Source organism: Bradyrhizobium sp. Leo170, assembly GCF_004296405.1.
Taxonomy (GTDB): domain Bacteria; phylum Pseudomonadota; class Alphaproteobacteria; order Rhizobiales; family Xanthobacteraceae; genus Bradyrhizobium.
Genome location: NZ_PSRR01000121.1, coordinates 1 through 21,251, shown reverse-complemented (window position 1 = coordinate 21,251; position 21,251 = coordinate 1). Strand labels below are relative to the sequence as shown.

The 21,251-nt window shown below is 63.4% G+C and carries 17 protein-coding genes; 7 read left to right on the top strand and 10 right to left on the bottom strand.

Features of this window, described 5'->3' with window-relative positions; translation table 11 throughout:
• Window positions 1-45: 45 nt before the first annotated feature.
• The 8 genes from CWO89_RS20750 to CWO89_RS20715 all read right to left on the bottom strand — a co-directional run bounded on the left by CWO89_RS20750 (window position 46) and on the right by CWO89_RS20715 (window position 8,520).
• Complete coding sequence (locus tag CWO89_RS20750) at window positions 46-1,275, bottom strand: ABC transporter substrate-binding protein (RefSeq protein WP_130580597.1); 1,230 nt, start codon at window positions 1,273-1,275, stop codon at window positions 46-48.
• Window positions 1,276-1,436: 161 nt separating this feature from the next.
• Entirely contained in the window at window positions 1,437-2,663 is a 1,227-nt protein-coding gene (locus tag CWO89_RS20745; RefSeq protein ID WP_130580596.1) for an ABC transporter substrate-binding protein, read from the bottom strand.
• 241 nt (window positions 2,664-2,904) lie between these two features.
• Entirely contained in the window at window positions 2,905-4,134 is a 1,230-nt protein-coding gene (locus tag CWO89_RS20740; protein WP_165421254.1) for an ABC transporter substrate-binding protein, read from the bottom strand.
• A gap of 31 nt (window positions 4,135-4,165) precedes the next feature.
• Complete coding sequence (locus tag CWO89_RS20735) at window positions 4,166-5,182, bottom strand: branched-chain amino acid ABC transporter permease (RefSeq protein ID WP_130580594.1); 1,017 nt, start codon at window positions 5,180-5,182, stop codon at window positions 4,166-4,168.
• A 2-nt stretch (window positions 5,183-5,184) separates the two neighbouring features.
• A complete protein-coding gene (locus tag CWO89_RS20730) occupies window positions 5,185-6,063 on the bottom strand; it encodes a branched-chain amino acid ABC transporter permease (protein ID WP_130580593.1) in 879 nt (292 codons plus the stop codon).
• A 13-nt stretch (window positions 6,064-6,076) separates the two neighbouring features.
• Window positions 6,077-6,790: an ABC transporter ATP-binding protein gene (locus CWO89_RS20725; RefSeq protein WP_130580592.1), complete on the bottom strand. Its 714-nt coding sequence runs from the start codon at window positions 6,788-6,790 to the stop codon at window positions 6,077-6,079.
• Window positions 6,787-7,584 carry an ABC transporter ATP-binding protein gene (locus tag CWO89_RS20720; protein ID WP_130580591.1) on the bottom strand — a complete coding sequence of 266 codons (798 nt, stop codon included), beginning with the start codon at window positions 7,582-7,584 and terminating at the stop codon, window positions 6,787-6,789. Before CWO89_RS20720 ends, CWO89_RS20725 begins: the two co-directional genes overlap by 4 nt.
• A gap of 72 nt (window positions 7,585-7,656) precedes the next feature.
• Window positions 7,657-8,520 (bottom strand): IclR family transcriptional regulator, encoded by an 864-nt coding sequence (locus CWO89_RS20715; protein WP_130580590.1) that lies wholly within the window; start codon window positions 8,518-8,520, stop codon window positions 7,657-7,659.
• A gap of 187 nt (window positions 8,521-8,707) precedes the next feature.
• On the opposite strand from CWO89_RS20715, the gene CWO89_RS20710 reads away from it, so the two are divergent.
• From CWO89_RS20710 to glpK, 7 genes are all read left to right on the top strand, one after another.
• The gene (locus CWO89_RS20710) at window positions 8,708-10,804 is read left to right on the top strand and encodes a 3-hydroxyacyl-CoA dehydrogenase NAD-binding domain-containing protein (RefSeq protein ID WP_130580589.1); all 2,097 of its coding nucleotides are present in this window, start codon (window positions 8,708-8,710) and stop codon (window positions 10,802-10,804) included.
• 120 nt (window positions 10,805-10,924) lie between these two features.
• The gene (pimA, locus tag CWO89_RS20705; RefSeq protein WP_130580588.1) at window positions 10,925-12,619 is read left to right on the top strand and encodes a dicarboxylate--CoA ligase PimA; all 1,695 of its coding nucleotides are present in this window, start codon (window positions 10,925-10,927) and stop codon (window positions 12,617-12,619) included.
• Window positions 12,616-13,803, top strand: coding sequence for an acetyl-CoA C-acyltransferase (locus tag CWO89_RS20700; RefSeq protein WP_130580587.1), 1,188 nt, complete (start codon window positions 12,616-12,618; stop codon window positions 13,801-13,803). The genes pimA and CWO89_RS20700 overlap by 4 nt, the downstream gene beginning before the upstream one ends.
• Before the next feature lie 130 nt (window positions 13,804-13,933).
• On the top strand, window positions 13,934-15,124 hold the full coding sequence (gene pimC, locus CWO89_RS20695; protein ID WP_130580586.1) for a pimeloyl-CoA dehydrogenase large subunit: 1,191 nt from the start codon (window positions 13,934-13,936) through the stop codon (window positions 15,122-15,124).
• 167 nt (window positions 15,125-15,291) lie between these two features.
• Window positions 15,292-16,434: a pimeloyl-CoA dehydrogenase small subunit gene (pimD, locus tag CWO89_RS20690; RefSeq protein ID WP_130580585.1), complete on the top strand. Its 1,143-nt coding sequence runs from the start codon at window positions 15,292-15,294 to the stop codon at window positions 16,432-16,434.
• Between the two features lie 157 nt (window positions 16,435-16,591).
• Window positions 16,592-17,365, top strand: coding sequence for an SDR family NAD(P)-dependent oxidoreductase (locus tag CWO89_RS20685; RefSeq protein WP_130580584.1), 774 nt, complete (start codon window positions 16,592-16,594; stop codon window positions 17,363-17,365).
• 228 nt (window positions 17,366-17,593) lie between these two features.
• Complete coding sequence (gene glpK, locus CWO89_RS20680) at window positions 17,594-19,096, top strand: glycerol kinase GlpK (RefSeq protein ID WP_130580583.1); 1,503 nt, start codon at window positions 17,594-17,596, stop codon at window positions 19,094-19,096.
• 157 nt (window positions 19,097-19,253) lie between these two features.
• On the opposite strand, the gene CWO89_RS20675 is transcribed toward glpK, so the two are convergent.
• Together CWO89_RS20675 and CWO89_RS20670 are read right to left on the bottom strand one after the other, a co-directional pair.
• Window positions 19,254-20,573, bottom strand: a complete 1,320-nt coding sequence (locus CWO89_RS20675; protein WP_130580582.1) for a TRAP transporter large permease — start codon at window positions 20,571-20,573, stop codon at window positions 19,254-19,256.
• Between the two features lie 6 nt (window positions 20,574-20,579).
• Window positions 20,580-21,089 carry a TRAP transporter small permease gene (locus tag CWO89_RS20670; RefSeq protein WP_130580581.1) on the bottom strand — a complete coding sequence of 170 codons (510 nt, stop codon included), beginning with the start codon at window positions 21,087-21,089 and terminating at the stop codon, window positions 20,580-20,582.
• Window positions 21,090-21,251: the final 162 nt, after the last annotated feature.

The following is a 21,251-nucleotide window of genomic DNA, read 5'->3' as shown; positions in this document are numbered from 1 at the left end:
TGAATGAACTCGCGGACTGACTGATTCAAGCAAATGACATCAGGATCAGCCGCCGACGTCGCCGCTCAGGATGTCGCCGAAGCGCTCCCAGGTGTCGCCCTTGAATTGCATGAGCTGCAGTTGCGACAGCGGCGCGAAATCGGTCCGCGACGTATTCACCTTGATGCCGGGCAACAGCCCGTCGAGCTCGAGGTCGCGGATGCTGGCGGCCTGCTTCATGATGTTCTCGCGGGTCAGGTTGTCGCCGCAGGCCTTCAGCACATGCACCATGCCCTGCGCGACCGTGTAGCCGTACATCACCGAGAGGTCGGAGCGATTGGCCTCAGGATAGTATTTATCGAGGAATTCGTTCCAGGCGATCATGCCGGGATCGTTCTTCCATTGCGGATCGGTCGGATCCTTCAGGTAGTTCGACGAGATGATATCCTGTGCGTTCTCGAAGCCGGCCGGCTTGAGCACGCTGCCTACGGAGGACGAGACGTTGTTGAGGAAGTGCAACGGCTTCCAGCCGATCTCGGCGTTCTTCTTGATCGCCTGCGCCGCGAATTTCGGCGTGGTGATGTCGAAGAACACATCGGCCCCGGACGACCAGAGCTTGACGATGTGGGAGTCGATGGAGGGTTCGGAGACTTCGTAGCTTTCCTCGATCACGATCATCGAAGCCGCCTTGCTGCCGAGGCCGTCCCTGAAGCCTTTCAGGTAGTCCTTGCCGTAATCATCGTTCTGGTAGAGCACCGCGATCCTGGCGTTCGGATGGTTCTTCAGGATGTACCTGGCGTAGATGATCGACTCGCTCTGGTAATTGGGCTGCCAGCCCATGGTCCAGGGGAAATCTTTCGGATCGTTCCACTTGGTGGCGCCGGTGGCGACGAAGAGCTGCGGCACCTTCTTCTGGTTCATGTATTTCTGGATCGCCGAGTTCGGCGGCGTGCCGAGCGAATTGAAGATGAAGAGCACCTCGTCGCTCTCGACCAGCTTGCGCGCCTGCTCCACCGTCTTCGGCGGAGAGTAGGCGTCGTCATAGGAGATGAAGTTGATCTTGCGGCCGTTGATGCCGCCCTCGGCATTGATCTTGTTGAAATAGGCCGCCTCCGTCTTGCCGATCACGCCATAGGCGGAGGCCGGTCCGCTGTAGGGCATGATGTTGCCGATCTTGATCTCGGTGTCGGTGGCGCCGACGTCGTATGCCTTCTGGGCAAGCGCGTGGCCGCTGCTCACGGCCAGCAATGCGACGGCGGCCGCAAAGGCCCCCAGCCGCAAATGGATGGCAGACATTGGGATCTCCTTGGGATCATGGTGGACGTGTCATGTTTTTTGGATTGGGAGCACTTTCCGGCTCCTGCCGGCATTGAATACCTTCCACCTGGTCCCGGCAACAAAAAGCCCCCGCGATGGAAGCGCGGGGGCTGCAAACGGCGGATGCCGCCGCGGCTCCCTCAATGCCCGAGCGCGCCGCTCATGATGCGGCCGAACAACTCCCACTTGTCTCCCTTGAAGCGCATCATCTGCAGTTGCTTGATGGGCGCGAAGTCGGCCGGCGATGTGTTGATGGTGATGCCGGGCAGCAGCGTGTCGGGCGCAAACTCCCTCAGGCTCGCGGCCTGCTTCATGATGTTGGCACGGGTGAGATCGTCGCCGCACATCTGCAGCACCTTCACCATGGTTTGCGCCGCGCCATAGCCATAGACCGCCGCGTCGTCGCGCCGATCGGCTTCCGGATAATATTCCTGAAGGAACGCAAAGAATCGCTTCATGCCGGGATCGTTGTCCCATTGCGGGTCGGCGCCATCCTTGGCATAGGCCGCCGACAGGACGCCCTGCACATTCTCAAAGCCGGCCGGCTTCATCGCACCGCCGACGGAAGCGGAGACATTGGACACGATCTGCACCGGCTTCCAGTCGAGTTCCGCGACGTTCTTCATCGCCTGAGCTGCGAATTTCGGCATGGCGACGTTGATGAAGACGTCGACGCCGGCGGCCTTCAGCTTGAAGATGTGGCTCTCCATCGACGGCTCTGACGTCTCGTAGCTCTCTTCGGCGACGATCATCGCCGCCTTCTCGCCGAATCCGTCCCTCAAGCCCCTGAGGTAGTCCTTGCCGAAATCGTCGTTCTGATAGAGCACGCCGACCTTGGCGTCCGGCCTCTCTTTCATGATGTATTTGGCATAGATGCGCGCCTCGCTCTGGTAGTTCGGCTGCCAGCCCATGGTCCACGGAAACTCTTTTGGCTGGTCCCACTTGCTGGCGCCGGAGGCGACGAAGAGCTGCGGCACTCCCTTGCCGTTCATGTATTTCTGGATCGCGAGGTTGGTGACCGTGCCGAGCGAGTTGAAGATCAGAAGCACTTTATCGCTCTCCACGAGCTTGCGCGCCTGCTCCACCGTCTTCGACGGGTTGTAGCCGTCGTCGTAGCTGAGAAAAACGATCTTGCGACCGTTGATGCCGCCCTCGGCGTTGACCTTGTTGAAATAGGCAGCCTCGGTCTTGCCGATCACGCCATAGCCGGAAGCCGGTCCGCTATAGGGCATGATGTTGCCTATTCTGATCTCGGTGTCGCTGGCGCCGGTATCGTACTTCTTCTGGGCGAGCGCACCGCCGGTGGTGGCGATGATCAGGGCGAGCACGGCTGAAAGGGCAGTCAATCGCAAAGGCACGGCAGTCATTCGTTTCCTTCATCCTCGAGATCATGATCCGATTAGACGGAATCGGATCATGATTTCATCTCTTTGTTTGAGCATGATCTTTTCGGAAAACCGGTTCCCACTTTTCCGGATCATGCTCTGGTGGATGCGTTTCTTGGAACCCCCACGGCGGGCATTGAATGCGGTTCTCGCACCGTCCGTCAACAAAAAGCCCCACGGCTTACGCCGCGGGGGCTTCGCGCTGGTCTCTTGCACTGCAACCTTAGTCGGCGGGGACGTCGCCGCTGATGATCTCGCCGAACAGTTCCCATTTCTGTCCCTTGAAGCGCATCATCTGAAGCTGGCTGATCGGGGCAAAGTCGGTGGCGCTGGTGTTGATCTTGACGCCGGGCAGCAGCGTGTCAGGCGTAAAATCCTTCAGGCTGGCGGCCCGTTTCATCACGTTGGCCCGGGTCAGATCGTCGCCGCACATCTCCAGCACCTTCGCCAGGGTTTGTGCAGCGCCGTAGCCGTAAACCAGACCGCTCTCGGTCTTGTCGGCACCCGGCATGTACTTCTCGAGGAATTCATTCCACTTTTTCATGCCGGGATCGTTGTTCCATTGCGGGTCGCTGCCGTCCTTGGCGTAGGCCGCCGAGAACACGCCCTGGGCGTTCTCAAATCCCGCCGGCTGCATCACGCTGCCGACCGAGATTGAGACGTTGGTGACGATCTGCAACGGCTTCCAGCCGAGCTCGGCGGTCTTCTTGATGGTCTGGGCGGCGAATTTCGGCGTAGCGTAGATCAGCAGCACGTCCGGATTGGCGGCCTTGATCTTGACGATGTGGGAATCGATCGTCGGCTCGGAGATCTCGTAGCTCTCCTCGAGGATGATCATCGAGGCACCCTTGGCGCCGAGGCCGTCCTTGGTGCCCTTGAGGTAATCCTTACCGAAATCGTCGTTCTGGTAGAGGATCGCGACCTTGGCGTCCGGCTTCTCCTTCATCAGCCATTTCGCGTAGATCTGCGCTTCGCTCTGGTAGCTGGGCTGCCAGCCTATGGTCCAAGGGAAGTTCTTCGGGTCGTTCCACTTGGTCGCGCCGGTGGCGACGAACAGTTGCGGGATCTTCTTGGAGTTGAGGTATTTCTGGATCGCGGTGTTCGAGGGCGTGCCGAGCGGATTGAAGACAACAAGGACTTCGTCGCTCTCGACCAGCTTGCGCACCTGCTCGACCGCCTTCGGCGGCGAGTAGGCGTCATCATAGGTGATGAAATTGACCTTGCGGCCATTGATGCCGCCCTGATCGTTGATCATCCGGAAATAGGCGGCCTCAGTCTTGCCGATCGAGCCGTAGGCGGATGCAGGTCCGCTATAAGGGATGATGTTTCCGATCTTGATCTCGGTGTCGGAGGCGCCGGTATCGTATGTCTTCTGGGCGAAGGCACTGCCGGAAGCGGCAGCAAAAGCGATGACCGCCGCCGAAAGCACGGCGGTCCGTGGTTTGAAGGGCATTGTCTCTCCTAAAGTCTCTTTTCTTGGTTCTTCAGTTCTTCTTGAGTTTCGCCGCCAGTTGCTGGGCAATGAGGGCGACCTGCCGGGCGCCATGCGGCACTAGGTAGATGACGAGGAACAGGAGCACGCCGAACACGGCGCCGGAGAGACCCTTGGAAATGCCTTCCGCAATATTCGGCACGAAGATGATGAACGCGGAGCCGACGATCGAACCCGGCAGCCAGCCGACGCCGCCGACCACCATGCCGACGAACAGCGAGATCGCGAGCGTGATGGTGTAGCCGTCAGGCGCCACGAACTGCACCGCGATCGCGCCGAGGCCGCCGGCGATGCCGGTGATCCCGGCACTCACGCCGAATGCCAGTGTCTTGTACAGCGCGACGTTAACGCCCATGGCGGAGGCCGCGATCTCGTTGTCGCGGATCGACATGAGGGCGCGGCCCGAGCGCGAGCGCAACAGGTTCACCGAGGCGACATAGATCCCGATCGAGACCGCCAGTGTGAAGTAATAGAGCCACATGTCCTGCGACAACGGCAGGCCGAATGGCGCATCCGGCTTGGTCACCACAAGGCCCTGCACGCCGCCGGTCCAATGCTCGAGGAAGCCGAGCTTGAGGAGCTGCGGCATGGCGAGCGCCAGAGCAAAGGTCGCGAGCGCGAGGTAGATGCCAGACAGCCGCAGCGCCGGCTGGCCGAACAGGAAACCCGCACCGAAGCAGACGACGCCCGCGACCGGCAGGGTCAGCGCGTAGTTGACGTTGAAGTGCTCCATCAGGATCGCCGTGACATAGGCGCCGATGGCATAGAACGCGCTCTGGCCGAGCGAGAACTGCCCGCTGCCGCCGGTCAGGATGTTGAGCGCCAGCACCGCGAGGGCGTAGATCAGGAGCATCGTCATCTGGAAGATGACGAAGTTCTTGACGAACAAGGGCGTCAGGATCAGGGCCGCCAGCACCACCAGCGAGGTGCCGTAGCCGAGCGTCATGGCACGCTTCGGAACCGCCTCGACGGCCGGGGCTTCGGTTACAACTTCTTCAGCCGCGCTCATGATCAGACTCGCTTCACGATGGGCCGGCCAAACAGCCCGGCCGGTTTGACGACCAACACGGTGATGATCAGCGCAAGCGCGATCGGCAGCTTGAGCTCGTTGCCGACGCCTGGAATGTAGGTGCCGGCAAGGTTCTCGAACACGCCGACCAGGAAGCCGCCGATCACGGCGCCGAGCGGCGAGCTAAGGCCGCCGAGCACCGCGGAGGCGAAACCGTAGATCAGGACGCCGCCCATCATGTTCGGCTCCAGGAACACCACCGGCGCGATCAGCATGCCGGCGATCGCGCCGATGGCGGAGGCCATGCCCCAGCCGAGCGCGATCATCCATGAGGTGTTGATGCCGACCAGCCGCGCCGATTCAGGCAACGAGGCAGCCGCCCGCATCGCAAGGCCAATGCGGGTGAACTGGAAGAAGAAATAGAGCCCGGCGAGCAGCAGCAGGGTGACGCCGACCATGCCGGCCTGGTGCGTCGAGATAAGCTGGCTGCCGAGGAACGGCGAGGAGCCGAACGGCGTCGGATATTGCTTGATGGTGAAATCCCAGATCAGGCCCGCGACCGAGTTGACGATCGCAAACAGCGCGATGAAGCCGGCGACGTTGGTCAAGACCGGCGCCTTCGCCAAGGGCTTGAACAACAGCCGCTCGATCAGGATGCCACCGGCGAAGGAAAGGATGACGGTGAGGATGAACGCCCCCCAATAGGGCACGCCCCATTGCATCATCTGCCAGGACATGAAAGTCGAGAACATCGCCATTTCGCCTTGCGCGAAATTGAGATGGTCGATCGCCTGGTAGATCATCACGACGGCGAGCGCCATGCAGGCGTAGATCGCGCCTGTGGCGATGCCGGCCAGGACTTGGTTGGCAAAAAGCTCCATGGTCCTCGCTCCCTCAGTAACCCAGATAGGATTTACGGACGTCTTCGTTGTTGGCGACGTCCTTGGCGTTGCCGGACATCACGATGCGTCCGGTTTCGATCACATAGGCCTGATCGGCGAGTTCGAGCGCGAGCTGCGCATTCTGCTCGACCACCAGGATGGTGACTTTGTCCTCACGGTTGATCTTGCCGAGGATGCGGAACAGGTCGCGCACCACCAGCGGCGCCAGGCCGAACGACGGCTCGTCCAGCAGCATCAGCCGCGGCCGCAGCATCAGCGCGCGCGCGACCGCGAGCATCTGCTGCTCGCCGCCCGACAGCGTGCCGGCCTGCTGGGTATAGCGCTGCTTGAGCACCGGGAAGTGGTCGTACATGCGCTCGATGTCGGCGACGATGTTCTTCTTGTCGCCGCGCGTGATGGCGCCGAGCTGCAGATTCTCCTCCACCGTCATGTTGGTGAAGGTGCCGCGGCCCTGCGGCACATGGGCGATGCCGAGGCGGACGACATTCTCGGTCGAACGATTGCCGATCGGCTTGCCCTCGAATTCGACCGCGCCGGTCGAGCGCACCATGTTGCAGATCGCCCGCAGCGTGGTGGTCTTGCCGGCGCCGTTGGCCCCGAGCAGCGTGGTGAGCGAACCTTCGCTCAGGGAGAAGCTGAGGCCGTGAAGCGCCTGGACCTGGCCGTAGTAGGCGCGCAGATCCTTGACGTTGAGCATCGTCGTCATTGGTCCTTGCTCCCGAGATAGGCCTTGATGACGTCGGGGTCGGCCTGGACCTGGCTAGGGGTTCCCTCCGCGAGCTTGCGGCCGAAATTGAGCGCGACGACATGGTCGGCGGTCGACATCACCATGCCCATGTGGTGCTCGACCAGGAGCACGGTGATCTTGCGCTCGTCGCGGATCTTGCGGACGAGGTCGCCGAGCACATAGACCTCTTCATGGTTGAGACCGCCGGCCGGCTCGTCCAGCAAAAGGATCTTCGGATCGGCCGCGAGCGCGCGGGCCAGTTCGACGCGCTTCTGGGTGCCGAACGGCAGGCCCGAAACGATGCTGTGCGCGACGTCCTCGAGGTCGAGATAAGCCAGGATATCGTGCACCTTCTTGTTGACCGAAGCCTCGGTGCGCCTGATCCAGGCGAGCTTGAGCGAGTCGCTGATGATGTCGCTGGACGTGCGCGCGTGCGTCCCGACGCGGACATTGTCGAGCACCGAGAGATTGGGAAACAGCGCCACGTTCTGGAAGGTGCGACCGATGCCGATCTCGGCGATCTTGTGCGGCGGGCGGCTGAGGATGCTCACGCCTTCCATCAGGATGTCGCCGGAGCTCGGCTGATAGAGCCGTGAGAGGCAATTGAAGAGCGTCGTCTTGCCGGCGCCGTTCGGTCCGATCAGTCCCAGGATCTGGCCCTGATGCATGTCGAAGGAGACGCCGTTCAACGCGACGATGCCGCCGAACACGACGCTGACGTCGCGAACCGCGAGCAGTGGCGCATGACCCTGCGCGAGTTGTGCCTGCGTCATCTCGTCTCGCCCGCCCGCTTGAGAGGGCGGAGAGCGCCGCGCGAATGATCGCGCCGGCGATGAAGAAGGCTGTCAGATGCCCTCGGCCACACGTGCAACTTTCCCTCCTGATCTCGACTTTTTGCTTTCAGCTTTTCTGGATTGCGGCGCTACCCCACCAAGCGCCTGCTCGATGTTCCTTACCATCGCGACAAGGCGAGGTCCAATATCGTCGAGCAACCGGTCTTCCGTAAAGCGGAATGCCGGCGCTCCGCAATTGAACGCATACGGACCGGTTCCGTCATTAAGCTGCAATGCGACGCCGACGGCGTGAACATCGTCCTGCCATTCGCCAGCAGAAATTGCAAAACCGCGCTTCGCTACCAATTCGCCCGAGCGCTCGATGCCGTCGCGTATCTTTGGCCAGCGGCTGCCGTAGTGGTCGCGAAGCTCGCGCAGCAAAGCGGCACGCTCATCGTCCGGCAGCGCCCAGATATAGGCGCGCCCCATCGCGGTGGTCGCTATTGGTATCCGCGAACCGACATCGAGCTGAACGCCGAGCGTCAGTCCATTCCGACTCTGTCCGAAATAGATCATGCTGAGCCGGTCGCGCCCGCCTACCGCAACCGCACCGCCGGTCGCGCGCATCACGTCCTCGCGATAGGGCTCGGACAAATGCCGGACGCCGAGATTGGCAAGCGCGGCATAACCCAGCGCCATGGCAGAGGGCGCGAGCTGGTACTTCTCGAAACGCGGCACGGGTGTAAGGTAACCGAGCTTGGTCAACGTGTAGGTCAACCGTGAAATGGTTGGCTTCGGCAAATTGGTGCGGGCCGCAATCTCCTGATTGCCGAGAAGCCCGTCATTGGGACGGAATGCGCGCAGGACTTCCAATCCACGGGAAAGCGCGACCACAAAATTGCGATCGGTCGCCGCCTTCTTTCCTGAACGCTTCATTCCCTGTCACTTTGTCGATCTCGTTGACAAGGGACGTGCTTCAAAATAACCCTCCCTGTCAAGATGTGGAATTTAATTTCGCAGTGCGAAATTAGCCACTAAACGCAAGAACTGCAAGAACGCCTTGCAAAAGAACACACTGCAAAAGAACTCACTGCAAAAGAACACAGCATCCAAGGAGAGTCTCGTGAGCGAAGTCGTAAAACTCGAGCGGCATGACGACATTGGCATCGTCACGGTTAACAATCCTCCGGTCAATGCGCTGAGTGCCGCGGTACGCGGCGGCATCCTGGAATGCATCAAGAGCGCGATTGCCGATGCCGAAGTGAAGGCGATCGTGCTGACCTGCGCCGGCCGCACCTTCATCGCCGGCGCCGACATCACCGAATTCGGCAAGCCGCCGAAGCCGCCCGGCCTCAACGAGGTGCTGGAGGTGATGGAGAATTCACCGAAGCCGATCGTTGCCGCGATCCACGGCACCGCGCTCGGCGGCGGCCTCGAGGTTGCTCTGGCATGCCACTATCGCGTGGCGACCAAGGACGCCCGGCTCGGCCTGCCCGAGGTCAAGCTCGGCCTGTTGCCGGGCGCCGGCGGCACCCAGCGGCTGCCGCGCGCAGTCGGACCGGAACTTGCGGTCAAGATGATCGTCGGCGGCGATCCGATCGGCGCCGCGGAAGCGCTCAAGAGCGGCTTGATCGAAGAGATCGTCGAAGGACCGGCCGCCGGCGGCGAAGCCTTCGCGCGCAAGCTGCTGGCGGAGAAGCGCCCATTGCGCAAGTTGCGCGACGACGACTCCAAGCTCGCCGCGGCCAAGGCCGATCGCTCGATCTTCACCAATGCGGTCGCTGGCATGACCAAGCGCGCACGCGGCCTGGAAGCGCCGTTCGCCGCCGCCGACGCGGTCGGCGCCGCGATTGACCTGCCCTTCGATGAAGGCCTGAAGAAGGAGCGCGAGACCTTCCTGAAGCTGGTCGCCAGCGACCAGTCCAAGGCGCAGCGCTATGCCTTCTTTGCCGAACGCGAAGCCGCGAAGATCGCTGGTGTACCAGATGGCACGAAGTCGCGGCCGGTCGAGCGTGTCGCGATCATCGGCGCCGGCACCATGGGCGGCGGCATCGCGATGTCGTTTGCCAATGCCGGCATTCCTGTGACGCTGATCGAGACCAGCGAGGAGCAGCTCAAGCGCGGCCTGGGCGTGATGCAGAAGAACTATGAGGCGACAGCGGCCCGTGGTGGTATCCCAGCAGATGCGCCCGCCAAGCGGATGGCGCTCATCACCGGCGTGGTCGGCCTCGAGAATGTCAAGGACGCCGACCTCGTCATCGAGGCGGTGTTCGAGACCATGGCGGTCAAGAAGGAAGTGTTCGGCAAGCTCGATCAATATGCCAAGCCGGGCGCCGTGCTCGCCTCCAACACGTCCTACCTGAACATCGACGACATCGCGAAGGAGACGAAACGGCCGCAGGACGTGCTCGGCATGCACTTCTTCTCGCCCGCGAACGTTATGAAGCTGTGCGAGATCGTGCGCGCGGAGAAGACTGCGCCCGATGCGCTGGTGACGGCAGTCTCGATCGCGCGCAAAATTGCAAAAGTGCCGGCGGTGGTCGGCGTCTGCGATGGCTTCGTCGGCAACCGCATGCTGGCCCAGCGCGGCAAGCAGGCCGAAAAGCTGTTGTTCGAGGGCGCGCTCCCGCAGCAGGTCGATGCCGTGGTGACCAAGTTCGGCATGCCGATGGGCCCGTTCGCGATGGGCGACCTCGCCGGCCTCGACATCGGCTGGCGCTCGCGCAAGGACCGCGGCATCAAGTCGGAGATCGCGGACGCGCTGTGCGAGGCCGGCCGCTTCGGCCAGAAGACCGGCAAGGGCTATTACAAATATGAAGCCGGCTCGCGCGCGGCACTGCCCGATCCGGAAGTCGAGAAGCTGATTGACGAGACGCTCGCGCGCCTCGGCCGCAAGAAGCGCGTCGTCAGCGACGACGAGATCCTCGAGCGCATGATGTACCCGATGATCAACGAGGGTGCGCGCATCCTGGAGGAGGGCATCGCGGCGCGGCCTTCCGACATCGACGTGGTCTGGCTCTATGGCTATGGCTGGCCGATCTACCGCGGCGGCCCGATGTTCTGGGCCGACACGGTGGGCCTGAAGCACATCGCCGATCGCCTCGCCTTCTATGCCAAGGAGACCAACGATCCCTCGCTCGAGCCGGCGCCGCTGCTCAAGCGCCTCGCCGACGAAGGCAAGACGTTTGCTTCGCTCGCCGCGGCGTCGAAGGCGGCTTGATGGGCCGTGTGCTCACTCGTTGTCGTTCCGGGGCGCGCGCAGCGCGAACCCGGAACCTCGAGATTCCGGGTTCGCGACTTCGTCGCGCCCCGGAATGACGGCGTATCTGGCTGGAGCATCATGACCCATCCCGGCGAACAGTTTTATCCGAAGGGCGTGCGTTGGGACGACCCGATCGCGCGCGGCACATTGCCTGATTTGCTGTCGACCGCCGCCGCAGCCTACGGCCCGAGGACGGTGATCGAATTCCGCGACCGGCCGATCGCCTATGCGGAACTGGAAGCGCTGGTCGAAACCGCGGCTGCCGCGTTCCTGCGCGCCGGCTACGGCAGGGATACCTCGGTGGCGCTGTTCCTCGGCAACACGCCTGACCATCCCATCAACTTCTTCGGCGCGCTGAAGGCGGGTGCCCGCGTCGTACATCTCTCGCCGCTCGACGGCGAGATCGCGCTCTCGCACAAGCTCTCGGATTCCGGCGCGCGTATCCTTATCACCAGCAATCTCTCGGCGCTGTTGCCGACGGCGCTGAAGTTCCTCGACAAGGGCCTGCTCGATCGGCTGATCGTCTGCGAGGACGATCATTGGGGCAAGATCGGCACACCCCAGACCGCGTTGCCCGACAATCCCGCCATCATCACCTATCGCCAGTTCGTCGACGGCGCGACCAGGCCGGCCAAATGGCCTGAGGTCAGCGCCGACGACGTCGCGCTGCTGCAATATACCGGCGGCACCACCGGCCTGCCGAAGGGCGCGATGCTGAGCCACGGCAACCTGACTGCAGCCGTGTCGATCTATGAAGTCTGGGGCAAGGCGGCCCGCGCGGAGCGCGACGCGATCGAGCGCGTGATCTGCGTGCTGCCGCTGTTCCACATCTATGCGCTGACGGTCGTGCTGCTGTCATCGATCCGGCACGGCCATCTGATCTCGCTGCACCAGCGCTTCGACGTCCAGGCCGTGATGCGCGACATCGAGGAGAAGCGCGCCACTGTGTTCCCGGGCGTGCCCACGATGTGGATCGCGATCGCCGCCCTGCCCGATCTCGACAAGCGCGACCTATCCTCGCTGGTGAGCTGCGGTTCCGGCGGCGCGCCGCTGCCGGTGGAAGTCGCCAAGATCTTCGAGCGCCGGGTCGGCATGAAGCTGCGCAGCGGCTGGGGCATGACGGAGACTTGTTCCCCGGGGACCGGTCATGTGAAGGAAGGGCCGGACAAGCCCGGCTCGATCGGCCTGATGCTGCCGGGCATCGAGCTCGATGTGGTCTCGCTGGATGATCCGAAGCAGGTCTTGCCCGTGGGCGAAGTCGGCGAGATCCGGATTCGCGGGCCGAATGTCACCAAGGGCTACTGGAACCGGCCGAAGGAAACCGCGGAAGCCTTTGTCGGCGACCGCTTCCTCACCGGCGACATCGGCTACATGGATGCGGACGGCTATTTCTACCTGGTCGACCGCAAGAAGGACATGATCATCTCCGGCGGCTTCAACGTCTATCCGCAGATGATCGAGCAGGCGATCTATACGCATCCGTCGGTGCAGGAAGTGATCGTGATCGGCATCTCCGACGACTACCGGGGCGAGGCTGCGAAAGCCTTCATCAAGCTGCGCGACGGAGCGGCGTCGTTCACGATCGACGATCTGCGCGCCTTCCTCACCGGCAAGCTCGGCAAGCATGAACTGCCGGCGGCGCTCGAATTCGTCGAGGAATTGCCGCGCACGCCGGTCGGAAAACTTTCCCGCCACGAATTGCGTCAGCAGAAGGCCGCTTCGGACAGCGCAACGAAACAACAACCAGAAACCGCAACAGGAGGTCGTTCATGACCGACGCCGTTATCGTCTCCACCGCCCGCACGCCGATCGGCAAGGCCTATCGCGGCGCACTCAACGTCACCGAAGGCGCGACCCTGCTTGGACACGCCATCGGCGAGGCGGTCGCCCGCGCCAAGGTCGACCCGAAGGAGATCGAGGACGTCGTGATGGGCGCAGCCCTGCAACAGGGCTCAACCGGCGGCAACATCGCGCGCAAGGCGCTGCTCCGCGCCGGCCTTCCGGTGACCGTCGCCGGCACCACCATCGACCGGCAATGTGCCTCCGGCCTGCAGGCGATTGCGCTTGCCGCGCGCTCGGTGCTGTTCGACGGCGTCGAGATCGCGGTCGGCGGCGGTGGTGAATCGATCAGCCTGGTGCAGAACGACAAGATCAATACGTTCCACGCGCAGGACCCGGCGCTGCTGAAGATCAAGGGAGAGGTCTACATGCCCATGATCGACACCGCCGAAGTGGTCGCCAAGCGCTACAACATCTCGCGCGAGAAGCAGGACGAATATTCGCTGGAGAGCCAGCGCCGCACCGCGGCCGCCCAGCAGGGCGGCAAGTTCAAGGACGAGCTGGCGCCGATCACCACCCAGATGGCGGTGACCGACAAGGCGACCGGCGCGGCGTCGTTCAAGGAGGTGACGCTGTCGCAGGATGAGGGTCCGCGGCCCGACACCACGGCCGAAGGCCTTGCCGGCCTGAAGCCCGTGCGCGGCGAAGGTTTCACCATCACCGCCGGCAATGCCAGCCAGCTTTCCGACGGTGCCAGCGCGACCGTGATCATGAGCGACAAGGAAGCAGCCAAGCGCGGCTTGACGCCGCTCGGCATCTTCCGCGGTTTCGTCTCCGCCGGCTGCGAGCCCGACGAGATGGGGATCGGCCCGGTCTTCGCCGTGCCGCGCCTGCTCAAGCGCCACGGCCTGAAGGTCGAGGACATCGACCTCTGGGAGCTCAACGAGGCCTTCGCGGTGCAGGTGCTCTATTGCCGCGACAAGCTCGGCATCGATCCGGAGAAGCTCAACGTCAATGGCGGCGCGATCGCGGTCGGCCATCCCTACGGCATGTCGGGCGCCCGGCTGACGGGCCACGCCCTGATCGAAGGCCGCCGCCGCAAGGCGAAATATGCTGTCGTGACCATGTGCGTCGGCGGCGGCATGGGCGCGGCCGGCTTGTTCGAGGTGGTGCACTAAGGCTCATTGCGTCATTCCGGACGGGCGCGAAGCGGCCGATCCGGAATCCAGAGGTTTGTTACTTCGAGATTCCGGGTTCGCGCTAACGCGCGCCCCGGAATGACAGATAATTCATCACAAGGAGGATCCGATGGATCTCGCTTTCACCAAGGAAGAAGTGGCGTTTCGCGAGGAAGTGCGGGCGTTCTTCAGGGACAATGTGCCGCCGGACACGCGGCGGAAGATGCAGGAGGGCCGTCATCTCTCCAAGGAGGAGATGGTCACCTGGTGGCGCATCCTGAACAAGAAGGGCTGGGGCGTTTCGCACTGGCCGAAAGAATACGGCGGCACCGGCTGGACATCCGTGCAGCATTACATCTTCAACGAGGAGCTGCAGGCCTATCCGGCGCCGCAGCCGCTCGCCTTCGGCGTCAGCATGGTCGGCCCTGTGATCTACACCTTCGGCAACGAGGAGCAGAAGAAGCAATACCTGCCGCGCATCGCCAGTGTCGACGACTGGTGGTGCCAGGGCTTCTCGGAGCCGGGCTCGGGCTCGGACCTCGCCTCGCTCCGCACCAAGGCCGAGCGCAAGGGCGACAAGTGGATCATCAACGGCCAGAAGACCTGGACCACGCTGGCGCAGCATGCCGACATGATCTTCTGCCTGTGCCGCACCGATCCCAGCGCCAAGAAGCAGATGGGCATCTCCTTCATCGTCTTCAGCATGAAGTCGAAGGGCGTCACGGTTCGGCCGATCCAGACCATTGACGGCGGCGTTGAGGTCAACGAAGTCTTCTTCGACAATGTCGAGGTCCCGATCGAGAACCTGATCGGCGAGGAGAACAAGGGCTGGGATTACGCCAAATTCCTGCTCGGCAACGAGCGCACCGGCATTGCACGGGTCGGCGTTTCCAAGGAACGGCTGCGCCGCATCAAGGAGCTCGCCTCCAAGGTCGAGTCCGGCGGCCGGCCGGTGATCCAGGATCCGACCTTCCGCGAAAAACTCTCGGCCTGCGAGATCGAGCTGAAGGCGCTGGAATTGACCCAGCTTCGCGTCGTCGCCGACGAAGGCAAGCACGGCAAGGGCAAGCCCAACCCGGCATCGTCGGTGCTCAAGATCAAGGGCTCGGAGATCCAGCAGACCACGACCGAGCTGTTGATGGAAGTGATCGGCCCGTTCGCTGCGCCCTATGACGTGCATGGCGACGACGGCTCGAACGAGGCCATGGATTGGACCGCCCAGATCGCGCCGAGCTACTTCAACAACCGCAAGGTCTCGATCTACGGCGGCTCCAACGAGATCCAGCGCAACATCATCGCCAAGGCGGTGCTGGGGCTTTGAGGCCGCAAACTCAACTGTCGTCCCCCGCGCAGGCGGGGGACCCAGTACGCCGCGGCGATCATGGTTCACGATGACCGCCGGTGGGTACTGAATCCCCGCCTTCGCGGGGATGACGATGGGAGATCAGGGCAGCAACGATGCCCGCGTGATTTTGGAGAAACGGTAACATGGATTTTGATTTGTCCGAGGAGCAGCGGCTTCTCAAGGAAAGCATCGACGGCCTGCTGACGGATTCCTACGATTTCGAGCAGCGCAAGAAGTACATGCAGGAGAAGGGCGGCTGGAGCAAAGCCGTCTGGAGCAAGCTCGCCGAGCAGGGCCTGCTCGGCCTGCCCTTCACTGAGGCCGATGGCGGGTTCGGCGCTGGCGGCGTCGAGACCATGATCGTGATGGAAGCGCTCGGCAAGGCGCTGGTGCTCGAGCCTTATCTTGCGACCGTGGTGATCGGCGGCGGCTTCCTGCGCCATGGCGGCTCGGCCGAGCAGAAGGCCGCGCATATCCCTGGGATCATCGACGGCAGCAAGACGTTTGCCTTCGCGCAGCTCGAGAAGAACTCGCGTTACGACCTGTTCGACGTCGCCACGACCGCCAAGAAGAAGGGCTCGGCTTACGTCATCGACGGCGAGAAGTTCGTCGTCCTCAACGGCGAGAACGCCGACACGCTGATCGTGACCGCGCGCACCAAGGGCGAGCGGCGCGACCGAAACGGCATCGGCGTGTTCCTGGTGCCGGCCAATGCCAAGGGCATCAGCAAGAAGGGCTATCCGACCCAGGACGGCCTGCACGCCGCCGACATCAGCTTCACCGGCGTGGAAGTCGGCAGCGATGCCGCGATCGGCAACCCAGAGGATGCGCTTGATCTGATCGAGCGCGTGGTCGACGAAGCCCGCGTCGCGCTGTGCGCGGAAGCCGTCGGCGCGATGGATGAATCGCTCAAGGAGACCGTCGAGTACATCAAGACGCGCAAGCAGTTCGGTGTCGCGATCGGCTCGTTCCAGAGCCTGCAGCACCGCGCCTCCGACATGTTCGTCGCGGCCGAGCAGGCCCGTTCGATGTCGATGTTCGCGACCATGGCTGGTGACTTCGCGGACGCCAAGGAGCGCGCGAGCGCGATTGCGGCGGCCAAGGTGCAGATCGGCAAGTCGCTGAAGTTCGTCGGCCAGCAGTCGATCCAGCTCCATGGCGGCATCGGCATGACCATGGAGGCCAAGATCGGCCACTACTTCAAGCGTCTCACCATGATCGAGAACACCTTTGGCGACACCGAGTATCACCTGCGCCGTGTCGCTGACGCGGGCGGGTTGATCTAGTCTCCGCCCGCTCGTGACTTGGGAGGCTGCAGCCGCACAATGACCGTCATGCCCGGGCATCCACGTCTTGGCGGCAAAACAAGAGCGTGGATGGCCGGGTCAAGCCCGGCCATGACGGTGTGGCAAAATGCGAACAGAACAGAAGAGGGAAACAACAATGAAGAACACCCCGTTCGATCTCACCGGAAAGGTCGCTGTCATCACCGGCTCGAGCCGCGGCATCGGCCGTGCCTCCGCCGAACTGCTGGCGAAGCTCGGAGCCAAGGTGGTGATCTCCTCGCGCAAGGCCGACGCCTGCAAGGAAGTGGCCGACGGCATCAACAGTAACGGCGGCGATGCGCATGTGATCCCCTGCAACATCTCGCGCCGCGAGGAGGTCGAGGCGCTGATCTCGGGCGCGACCAAGCATTACGGCAAGATCGACATCCTCGTCTGCAACGCTGCGGTGAACCCGTATTACGGCCCGCTGCTCGACATCAAGGACGAGGCGTTCGACAAGATCATGGGCTCCAACGTCAAGAGCAACATCTGGCTCTGCGCGCTGGCGATCCCGCAAATGGCCGAGCGCGGCAATGGCTCCGTCGTGATCATCTCCTCGATCGGGGGATTGCGCGGCTCGACCGTGATCGGCGCCTATGGCATCTCGAAGGCGGCCGACTTCGCGCTCTGCCGCAGCCTGGCCGGCGAATGGGGACCGAAGGGCGTGCGCGTCAATTGCGTCGCGCCCGGCCTGGTCAAGACCGATTTCGCCCGCGCGCTCTGGGAAGACGCGGAGCTCCTGAAACGGCGCACCGCCACCACCCCGCTCCGCCGCATCGGCGAACCCGACGAGATCGCCGGCGCGGTAGCCTATCTCGCCTCCGACGCCTCCACCTTCATGACCGGCCAGACCATCGTCATCGACGGCGGCGTCACCTCGGCGGCGGTGTAGCGGCTCTCCCTCGCCCCGCTCTTGCGGGGAGAGGGTCGGGGTGAGGGGCTGCCTCCACGAATTCCGAACACCGTGAATGCGGCGCGTCCCCTCACCCGGCGCTGCGCGCCGACCTCTCCCCGCAAGAGCGGGGCGAGGTTAAGCAGCCCGCCCGACCTGAGATATTGACCTTCCCGCGCCAATCCGCTCCCTTGGCGCAACAAGCAATCACGTCCGGGAAGGAGCGCCATGTCCTTTGTGCTGGCCATCGATCAGGGCACCACGTCCTCGCGCGCCATCGTGTTCCGCAGCGATATCTCCATCGCGGCGGTGGCGCAGCAGGAGTTCCCGCAGCATTTCCCTGCTTCCGGCTGGGTCGAGCATGAGCCGGAGGACATCTGGACCTCGACCATCGCCACCTGCCGCAATGCGCTGGAGAAGGCGGGCCTGAAGGCGAAAGACATCGCCGCGATCGGCATCACCAACCAGCGCGAAACCACTGTGGTGTGGGACCGCGCTACGGGTCAGGCGGTGCACCGCGCCATCGTCTGGCAGGATCGCCGCACCGCGGACTTCTGCGCCAGACTGAAGGCCGAAGGCCATGAGCCTGTGATCTCGGCCAAGACCGGGCTGATCATCGACCCCTATTTCTCGGGGACGAAGGTGGCCTGGATCCTCGACGGCGTGCCCGGCGCGCGCGAACGTGCCGAGCGCGGCGAACTCCTGTTCGGCACCGTCGATTGCTACCTGCTGTGGCGGCTCACCGGCGGCAAGGTGCACGCGACCGACGCCACCAACGCCTCGCGCACCCTGCTCTTCAACATCCACACCGGCGAATGGGATGACGAGCTCTTGAAGATCCTCGGCGTGCCGCGGTCGATGCTTCCCGAGGTGAAGGACTCTTCCGCCAAATTCGGCGACAGCGTCCCCGACCTGTTCGGCGGCAGCATCGCCATCGCAGGCATCGCCGGCGACCAGCAGGCCGCGACCATCGGGCAGGCCTGTTTCGAGCCCGGCATGATCAAGTCGACCTATGGCACCGGCTGCTTTGCGCTGCTTAACACCGGCACCACGCCAGTGAAGTCAAAGAACAAGCTGCTGACCACGATCGCCTACCAGCTCGGAGGCAAACGCACCTACGCGCTGGAAGGCTCGATCTTCGTCGCCGGAAGCGCGGTGCAGTGGCTGCGCGATGGGCTCGGCATCATCAAGCAGGCCGCCGAGACCGGTCCGCTCGCCGACAAATCCGACTCGATGCAGAGCGTCTATCTGGTGCCGGCCTTTGTCGGCATGGGCGCGCCCTACTGGAATCCACGCGTGCGCGGCGCGCTGTTCGGCCTCACCCGCAACACCGGCCCGGCCGAGCTCGCGCATGCCGCGCTGGAAAGCGTCTGCTACCAGACCTACGATCTCTGGGCCGCGATGCGCGCCGACTGGCCGGATTCGACGGCAGCCAATATCGTGCTCCGCGTCGACGGCGGCATGACCGCCTCCGATTGGACCATGCAGCGATTGGCCGACCTGCTCGACGCCCCGGTCGACCGCCCGATGATCCAGGAGACCACGGCGTTAGGGGCCGCCTATCTGGCCGGCCTTGCCGCGGGTGTCTATCCGGAGCCGATGAAATTCGCCGACAACTGGCGCCTTGAGCACCGCTTCAAGCCCGCGATGAGCCAGGCGACGCGCGAGCGCAAGCTCGCCGGCTGGGCGCGCGCGGTGAAGGGCGTGCTGGCGAGCGATGAGGGGGAGTGAGCAGCCCTCTCTTCTCCGCCGTCACCACTTACTCCACCGTCATCACCCGCGAAGGCGGGTGATCCAGTATTCCAGAGGCAGTGGTGATTGAGCCGCGAGGCCGCGGCTTACTGGATACTCCGCCTTCGCGGAGTATGACGGAGCAAGGGGTTGGACCTCAATTCGCCATCATGCGTTGCGGCAGCCAGGTGGCGAGCAGCGGGAAGGCGATCAGGATCACGAGGCGGATCAGGTCGGTGACGACGAAGGGGATCACGCCCTTGAAGATCGTGGAGAAAGAGACGTCCTTCACCACGCTCTTGATCACGAACACGTTCATGCCGACAGGCGGATGGATCAGGCCGAGCTCGACCGTCATCACGATGATGACGCCGAACCAGATCGGATCAAAACCAAGATGCATGATGACCGGGAAGATGATCGGCACGGTCAGGATGATCATCGCCATGGCGTCCATCAGGCAGCCGAGCACGAGATACATCACCATGATGACGGCGAGGATGCCGTAGCTGCCGAGCCCAAGGCTGGTGAGGAACTCCGTGACCTTCTGCGGGGTCTGAGTCACCGTGAGGAAATAGCCGAAGATCAGCGCGCCGATCAGCACGGTGAACACAGCGGCCGCGGTGCGCGTCGCCTGCAACAGCGAGTTAAGGATCTTCTCCTTGTCCAATCGTCCGGTGAGAATGCCGATCAGGAACGCGCCGGTGGCGCCGACGCCGCCGGCCTCCGTCGGCGTGAAGCGCGGCAGGAATGGCAGGCCGTAGAGGCCGCCAATGACAAAGATGAAGAGCAGCACCGGCGCCCAGATGTCGCGTAGGCCGGCGAAGCGCTCGCGCCACGGCATCCGTTTGCCCGTCGGCAGGAAGCCGGGCCTGACATAGCCGATCAGCGCGATGGTGATCATGTACATGGTCATCGCGAGCAGGCCCGGGATGATGCCGGCGATGAAGAGCTTTCCGATGTCCTGCTCGGTGATGATGCCGTAGACCGCGAGCACGGTCGACGGCGGCAGCATTGCGCCCAGCGTGCCGCCCGCCGCGATCACGCCGGTGGCAAAGGATTGCGGATAGCCGAAACGGCGCATCTCCGGATAGGCCACGGCCGAGAACGTCGCGGCGGTCGCGACCGAGGAACCGCAGATCGCGGCGAAGCCGCCGCAGGCGGCGACAGTGGCGATGCCGAGCCCGCCGCGGAGATGGCCGACAAAGCCGTTGGCGGCGCGGAACAATTCGCGGCTCATGCCGGAATTGCTGACGAAGGTCCCCATCAACAGGAACATTGGGATCACGCCGAAGGTGTAATCGGTCACCGTGCGCATCGAGGTCTGGCCGACCAGTTTCAGCGCCGGCGTGGCGCCGACCAGATAGCTGAAACCGCAGACGCCGACGAGGCCCATCGCCATGCCGACTGGCACGCGGAGCAGCATCAGCGCGAACAGCGCGACAAAGCCGAGGATGGCGACGGCGTCGGTGCTCATCGGCGCTTACTCCGTCGCCTTGATCTTGGGATCGTGCATCTCTTCCGGGTGGAAGATCAGCCGGTAAGTGCGGATCGCGATCAAGAGCACGGCGGAGACGTCGCCGATCCAGGCGAGCGCGAAGAACGGCCAGGTCGGCATATGCAGATCGAAGGTCAGGACATTGTCGTTATAGGTGCCGCGCACCTTGTCGAACAACGTCCAGGTCTGCACGGTGACGACGAACAGCAGCACCAGTGTCGCGAACACGTCGATGAGGCGCTGGTATCTCGGCCCGACATTGGCCCAGACCAGGTCGACGGTGATGTGGGTGCCGCGATAGGACGTCGCGGCGATGCCCCAGAAAATCAGGATGCCGAGCAGCATCCGCCCGATGTCGAAGGAATCGGGAATCGAGTAGTTCAGCGTGTTTCGCAAGAGCACCGCGAGGAAGATATTGGCGGCGACAATGCCGACGAATCCGGCCGCGATCCATTCGATCGTGTCGATGAAACGGTCCATGTAAGCGCGTTTCATATACGGGGCGTCCTATGGCTTGGTATCGATCGTCTATCCGCAAGCTCGGTTCACCTCTCCCGCTTGCAGGAGAGGTCGGCATTAACGCCGGGTGAGGGCTCTCTCCACGCGGACGGTCCCATCGTGGAGACACCCTCACCCCGGCCCTCTCCCGCAAGCGGC

Excerpts from the sequence above, each read along its gene's own strand:
- pimA (WP_130580588.1), top strand. The coding sequence starts at position 10,925 with ATGACCCATCCCGGCGAACAGTTTTATCCGAAGGGCGTGCGTTGGGAC.
- CWO89_RS20730 (WP_130580593.1), bottom strand. The coding sequence starts at position 6,063 with ATGGAGCTTTTTGCCAACCAAGTCCTGGCCGGCATCGCCACAGGCGCG.
- pimD (WP_130580585.1), top strand. The coding sequence starts at position 15,292 with ATGGATTTTGATTTGTCCGAGGAGCAGCGGCTTCTCAAGGAAAGCATC.
- CWO89_RS20675 (WP_130580582.1), bottom strand. The coding sequence starts at position 20,573 with ATGAGCACCGACGCCGTCGCCATCCTCGGCTTTGTCGCGCTGTTCGCG.
- CWO89_RS20745 (WP_130580596.1), bottom strand. The coding sequence starts at position 2,663 with ATGACTGCCGTGCCTTTGCGATTGACTGCCCTTTCAGCCGTGCTCGCC.
- CWO89_RS20670 (WP_130580581.1), bottom strand. The coding sequence starts at position 21,089 with ATGAAACGCGCTTACATGGACCGTTTCATCGACACGATCGAATGGATC.
- CWO89_RS20685 (WP_130580584.1), top strand. The coding sequence starts at position 16,592 with ATGAAGAACACCCCGTTCGATCTCACCGGAAAGGTCGCTGTCATCACC.
- CWO89_RS20700 (WP_130580587.1), top strand. The coding sequence starts at position 12,616 with ATGACCGACGCCGTTATCGTCTCCACCGCCCGCACGCCGATCGGCAAG.
- pimC (WP_130580586.1), top strand. The coding sequence starts at position 13,934 with ATGGATCTCGCTTTCACCAAGGAAGAAGTGGCGTTTCGCGAGGAAGTG.
- CWO89_RS20715 (WP_130580590.1), bottom strand. The coding sequence starts at position 8,520 with ATGAAGCGTTCAGGAAAGAAGGCGGCGACCGATCGCAATTTTGTGGTC.
- CWO89_RS20750 (WP_130580597.1), bottom strand. The coding sequence starts at position 1,275 with ATGTCTGCCATCCATTTGCGGCTGGGGGCCTTTGCGGCCGCCGTCGCA.
- CWO89_RS20725 (WP_130580592.1), bottom strand. The coding sequence starts at position 6,790 with ATGACGACGATGCTCAACGTCAAGGATCTGCGCGCCTACTACGGCCAG.
- CWO89_RS20720 (WP_130580591.1), bottom strand. The coding sequence starts at position 7,584 with ATGACGCAGGCACAACTCGCGCAGGGTCATGCGCCACTGCTCGCGGTT.
- CWO89_RS20740 (WP_165421254.1), bottom strand. The coding sequence starts at position 4,134 with ATGCCCTTCAAACCACGGACCGCCGTGCTTTCGGCGGCGGTCATCGCT.
- CWO89_RS20735 (WP_130580594.1), bottom strand. The coding sequence starts at position 5,182 with ATGAGCGCGGCTGAAGAAGTTGTAACCGAAGCCCCGGCCGTCGAGGCG.
- glpK (WP_130580583.1), top strand. The coding sequence starts at position 17,594 with ATGTCCTTTGTGCTGGCCATCGATCAGGGCACCACGTCCTCGCGCGCC.